This is a genomic window from Holdemania sp., assembly GCF_986127675.1.
In genome coordinates this window covers 1-5,889 of the sequence record NZ_CFQZWI010000138.1, presented here as the reverse complement: position 1 = coordinate 5,889, position 5,889 = coordinate 1, and the positions used below count along the sequence as shown (strand labels likewise).

Here is a 5,889-nt window from a genome sequence, read left to right as displayed (position 1 = left end):
GAAATTGTTCGGAAGATTAAGAAAAGAGAGTAGAAATTGAATGCGTAAATGACTATAATAAACCTTGGCTGTTTTAAATATAAGGATGACAGGAGGGGCGAATCAATGGCAGAAGTTATCCGGCAGGAGAAAAAATATCTGATCACGCAGAGTCAGCGGATCCAACTGCAGCATCAGTTCAGCGCGATGATCAAACCCGATCCGCATAACGGGACAGAAGGCTACCGGGTGCGTTCGCTGTATTTTGACACGCTTAACGACCGTGATTTTCAGGAAAAAGAGGATGGCGTGGAACGGCGGCGGAAGCTGCGCTTACGTGTTTACGATCCTCAAGGAGATTTTGCATTGCTGGAAATCAAGCAGAAGGAAGGCGCTTACCAACGCAAACGCTCGATGAAGCTGACGCGAAGCCAGGCCGAAGCTTTGATCCAGGGGTATCCGGAAGCGTTGTTGGCATGTTCCGATCCTTTTGCCGCGGAGTGCTATGGAATGATCCGGGTTCAGCTTTATCGGCCGAAGACGATCGTTGAATATCAGCGGCTGGCGTTGATTGGTTCGGAGAACAATATCCGGATTACTTTTGACCATCAGATTCGGGCAACGGAAGGATGTTTCCATCTGTTTGATCCAAAGCTGAGCCTGGTTCCGGTTTTTCCGATGGCGCAGGCGGTGCTGGAGGTGAAATTTAATCACTTTCTTCCCTCCTATATTCAACGGGTGATCCAGGTCTGCGATCGCAGCGAACTGGCCGTCAGCAAGTATGCGCTGGCCCGGCGAATCAGCCATTCCGTCGTTTTTTAGTCAACAAAAGAAAAGGGGAGAGTTTATGAATCAGTTTTTGTACGACCTGATTTCACAGGTGGATCAGATCAGTCTGTTTGCGTTGTTTCTACATATTGCGATGAGCGCGCTGATCGGCCTGGTGATCTATCTGTCCTACTGGCTGTCGCACACAGGAACGATTTACAGTAAAAAATTCAACGTTTCGTTAGTAACGCTGACAATCCTGACGGCGACCGTCATGGCGATCATCGGCAACAACATCGCGTTGTCGTTAGGGATGGTCGGTGCATTGTCAATCGTGCGCTTCAGAACTGCGATCAAGGACAGCCGCGATACGGTCTACATTTTCTGGACGATTGTCGCAGGATTGGGCTGCGGCGTGGGCGATTATGTAACCAGTGCGATCGGCAGCGCGATTGTTTTCATCGTGCTTTTAGCGCTGGGCCGGATTAAAAATGACAACCGGATGCTTTTGATCATCCGCGGTGCGCGTTCAACAGAACGGCAGATCGAAGGCGTGGTTTTTAACTACTTTAATCAGAAAGCAATTCTGCGGGTTAAAAACACAACACCGGATACGCTGGAATTGATCTATGAACTGCCGCGCAGCAGTTACCGGCAATCGTTGAAAAAAGAGATCAGTGTGACTGACGCTCTGTATCAGGTTGAACACATTGAATATGTGAATGTCGTCGCTCAGGATGACGATATCAGCAGTTAGCCGAGGCCTCAGCGATGAAGCGGAAATTATTCCTGCTGGGATTGTGTTTTCTGATCGTCGCGGTTGCCTTAACGGTGCAGACGCTGACGCCGGAAAATAAGGTCCGAATTATACAGCACCGCCAGTCTGCGGCTTCCTCCCAGGTGTGCGAAGGAACCGCATCCACGGAGTTTTGTACGCATTTGCCAATACTGAAGTTAAGCACGCGGGCGCAGGCGGTTCCAGGGGAAGATCACAGTCATGAACGGAATCTGGCGGAACTGACAGTCTGGGATGGAAGCGACGGTAACCGGCTGAGCGACGAGCCGACGTTGTCAACCCTGGCAGCGATTCGTTACCGCGGCAATTCCAGTTTGCATTTTGATAAAAAGTCTTATTCCATCGTCACCATGAACGACGATAGCAAAAAGAAGAAACGTTCGCTCTTAGGCATGGCGGCGGACCAGGAATGGGTGCTGAACGGTCCGTTTCTGGACAAGACGCTGATGCGCAATTATATTGCGATGAACATTGCCGGACAGATTATGGACTATGCGCCTAACGTCCGTTATTGCGAGTTGTTCGTTGACGATGAGTATCAGGGCGTCTATCTCTTGATGGAACAAATCAGCCGCTCGAAAGATCGGATTAATGTGACAGAAATCAATGAAAAATTGCAGAAAACCGGGTATATCGTGCGGCTGGACCGTGAAAATGCGGATCCGAAGCAGCTTGACGTGTTTACTGATTATACCTATATTCTGGACATCAGCCAGGCGATGGACGTGAAATATCCCGGTATCGGAAAACTGACAGAACCGTTGAGAGCTTATATTGAGCGGGATCTCGGGGAAGTCGAAAAAGCGTTGTATTCGTTTGATTACGATTCCCGGGAATTTGGCTATCGGCAATTATTGGACGTAGATTCATTTGTCGATTATTTCATCATCAACGAATTTTTCCGCAATATCGACGCCGGCAGTTATTCGACGTATTTGTATCGCAGTCTGGGCGGCAAGGTAGGAATCTGCGTCTGGGATTTCAACAACATGCTGGATAATTATCAGGATATCGAATTGCCTGTCGACGGTTTTTCCATGCCGGATAAGACCTGGTTTTTTATGCTGTGCAAGGATGAGGATTTTATTGAGCGTGTGATTCAGCGGTATAAACTGCTGCGGCAGTCGGTGTTAAGTGAAGAATCGTTATTGACGTTCATCGACGAAACGCAGCAATATCTGGGCCCGGCGATTGATCGAAATTTTGAAGTCTGGGGTTATACGTTTGACCGTCCGCATCAGTTGGAAGCGGATCAAAATTGGCAGACCGGCGATCAGGCAGGCGCGATTCTGAATGAGATCGACCGCAATTATCTGCGTCCGTTGTCACGGAATCCACATAACTATGAAGAAGCTGTCGCGCATATGAAAGCTTATTTAATCGCAAGAGGAACATGGCTGGACGAACATATCGACAGTCTGCGTCATTATGCGCATGAATCCGTCAATAAAAAATACAACCATTAAAAAGGAGGCTGTCCGATGAAAAAGTTTATTATTACCGTCAGCGTCCTGCTTTGTCTGTTTCTGGCTTTCCAATGGTTCGATTACCGTTACGGGTTGAACTGGCAAACCTCAGAGCGGCCGGCTGAGATTATAGCGAAGACGGCGGGGCGGCAGATTTTAATCCGGGAATCGGAAGGATATGAGCCATTTGAGATTCGCGGCGTTGACCTGGGTGCGGGAATTCCCGGTTATTTTGCAACGGATTACAAGGTGGATAAGGAAACCTATCTGCGCTGGTTTGATTTAATTCAGCAGATGGGCGCCAATACGATCCGGGTTTATACAATCCTGAATTCCGATTTCTACAACGCGTTCTATGAATACAATCAGGGGCGGGAAGAACCGTTATATCTGATTCACGGACTGTGGGTCAATGATTATGTGCAATTTTCTCACCGGGATGCTTATGATCAGGCTTTTTTAGGAACCTTTTTAGAAGATGCCCGAACTTTGATCAATATCCTGCATGGCAGGCAGATGTTCTCTCTGGGATATGGCACGGGTTCCGGTTCTTATCATCATGATGTTTCGCCCTGGGTGATCGGCTATATCCTCGGGGTGGAATGGGAGCCTACAACCGTGGCGTTTACAAACCAGCGGTATCCGGATATGGCTTATCATGGAGAATATTTCAGCACAACGCCTGAAGCAAACGCGTTTGAAGCAATGCTGGCGCAAGTCGGCGATACGCTGGCCCGCTATGAGGATCAGCGCTTCCATTGTCAGAAGATGATCGCGTTTTCCAACTGGCCGACGACCGATCCCTTTGACTATCCGGATCTGATGAAGAAAATGTTTGAGAAATTTGCTTCGGTCAACGTCGAACACATTGCGGTCCAGCCTGCCTTTCAGGCCGGACAATTCGCTTCCTATCATGTCTATCCCTACTTTCCGGATTACCTGGGCGTGATGAACCGCTATGAAATCGGCGACGCCATGGATATCACGGACCAAAGGGGTGAACAAAATTCTTATTATGCTTATTTAAAACAGCTGGCGGACTTATCATACGATGCCGGTGGTCATTGCCGAGTTCGGCGTTCCCAGCTCGCGGGGGCAGGCAAAAAAAGAAAGCCGGGGCCGCAGTCAGGGCGGACTGAATGAAACAGAACAGGCGGAAGCTCTGGTTTCATGCTATGAAGATATCATGGCTTCCGGCTGTGCCGGCTCGATTGTATTCAGCTGGCAGGATGAATGGTTCAAGCGGACCTGGAACACCATGGCGCATGTCGATCTGACAAAAACGCCATTCTGGAGCGATGTTCAGACGAACGAACAGTTTTTCGGCCTGTTGGCGTTTGATCCGGGGAAGGAGCGCAGCGTCAGTTATCCGGATGGCGATCTGGAAGAATGGCAGGACATGGAGCCTGTTTTGGAAGCAGATGCGCTGCGGCTGTACGCGCAATATGATGAAAAGTATTTGTATCTGATGATCGAAGGTGAAAATTATAACCCCGTCGCAGACCGGTTATCGCTGGGATTGGATATTACGCCGAAATCCGGCAGTTCCACTGTGCTTGGCACAGCGCTGAACTTTGATCAGCCGGTTGATTTTTATCTGATGATCCGGGGAGATCAGGCCGAGATTCAGGTTCAGGAACGCTATGAAGTCCTCAACGCTGTTTCTGGATCCCTGGTTTATGGGGAAGATCCGTTTCTGGACCCGCCGGCTAAGGACAGTCCGGTTTTTAAGCCGATCCAACTTATTCTGCAGGATGTATCCCGCTATCAACTTGGCTTAAGCAAGGTCCGGGAAATGCCGGCAACCGATCCAACGGGAATTTTGAAGCGCGGCAACGGCAATCCGGAAGCTGCGGATTTTAATTCCCTGACAGATTATTGCTTTGCGGAACACGCGGTGGAACTGCGGCTTCCGTGGGAGCTGTTGAATTTTTCCAATCCGAGCGAAATGCAGATTCACGATGATTACTACGAAAAATACGGCGTCGAAAATCTGACGATTTCCTCAATCCAGATCGGTGCGACGACAAAATATCAGGGAGAAGTTGCAATGGGCAGAATCCCGTTAAAAGGATGGGGCCGCAAGGTGACCTGTCACGAACGATTAAAAGAAGCATACTGGCGGATGCAGCAGGTCTGGGCGCCGAAGTAAGGAGCGGATACCATGAGAATTCATATTCGGGCAGAAGCGCTGGTCTTTGTTTATATGGTCATCTGCTTCAGCATATTGCTCTTCAATTTATTCGCGATCGGCAAGAATCATGTGCGGGAGCGATTCATTGAAAAGCGCCGCCGGCAATGGCTGACACGCATTGAACAACAGCTGGCCTGTCAGGATTGTTCCCGGGACAAAAAGGAACAGCATCGCCGGCTGTTGAACCGGAAGCTGCGTTATCTGGTCGAGCTGATCGCCTATCAACAAGCAGCCGCCGAGCTGCAAGTCCATCAGCCGGAGGCACTTTACGCGTATTTAAAACAATATCGCGATTGTTTTGTCCAAGTCGCGTTTCAGTTAACCCGCAAAGACCTGGTAACGCAAGCTTATGTGGTATATGTGATCGGACAGTTTCGTTTGCTTAACGCCGGCTTTGAAGACGAGCTGACGCGGCTGGTTTTACAAATTCTGCTGCACAATTCAGTGTATTGCCGGGAGAATGCCTTTCAGGCATTGGTGGCTTCGGGCAATCCGCAATCGGTAACGCAGGCTGTACTTTTGCTTTCGCGCAATGAAATCCAGCACAGCCAGAAGTTGATCAGCGATGATCTGCTGCGGTTTCCAGGCGACCAGAACGCGCTTGCTCAGCAGCTTTGGCAGCGCATGGATGAGCTGACGCCGGTCTATCAATGCGCGCTGATCAATTATTTTCGAAAGATCGGAAG

6 protein-coding genes are annotated in these 5,889 nt (G+C 49.4%); all 6 read left to right on the top strand.

The genetic code is table 11. The annotated features are described in order from the left end of the window. The first annotated feature begins 105 nt into the window (after positions 1 to 105). Complete coding sequence (locus AC5OW4_RS14085; protein ID WP_083538522.1) at positions 106 to 801, top strand: polyphosphate polymerase domain-containing protein; 696 nt, start codon at positions 106 to 108, stop codon at positions 799 to 801. A gap of 25 nt (positions 802 to 826) precedes the next feature. Continuing rightward, positions 827 to 1,504: a DUF4956 domain-containing protein gene (locus tag AC5OW4_RS14080; protein ID WP_072684498.1), complete on the top strand. Its 678-nt coding sequence runs from the start codon at positions 827 to 829 to the stop codon at positions 1,502 to 1,504. A 14-nt stretch (positions 1,505 to 1,518) separates the two neighbouring features. Then, complete coding sequence (locus AC5OW4_RS14075; protein WP_195396941.1) at positions 1,519 to 3,009, top strand: CotH kinase family protein; 1,491 nt, start codon at positions 1,519 to 1,521, stop codon at positions 3,007 to 3,009. 15 nt (positions 3,010 to 3,024) lie between these two features. Further along, entirely contained in the window at positions 3,025 to 4,152 is a 1,128-nt protein-coding gene (locus tag AC5OW4_RS14070) for a hypothetical protein (protein WP_200798790.1), read from the top strand. Continuing rightward, positions 4,061 to 5,161 carry a hypothetical protein gene (locus tag AC5OW4_RS14065; protein WP_200798789.1) on the top strand — a complete coding sequence of 367 codons (1,101 nt, stop codon included), beginning with the start codon at positions 4,061 to 4,063 and terminating at the stop codon, positions 5,159 to 5,161. Before AC5OW4_RS14070 ends, AC5OW4_RS14065 begins: the two co-directional genes overlap by 92 nt. A gap of 12 nt (positions 5,162 to 5,173) precedes the next feature. After that, on the top strand, positions 5,174 to 5,889 hold a 716-nt coding region (locus AC5OW4_RS14060), incomplete at its 3' end, for a hypothetical protein (protein WP_493677113.1).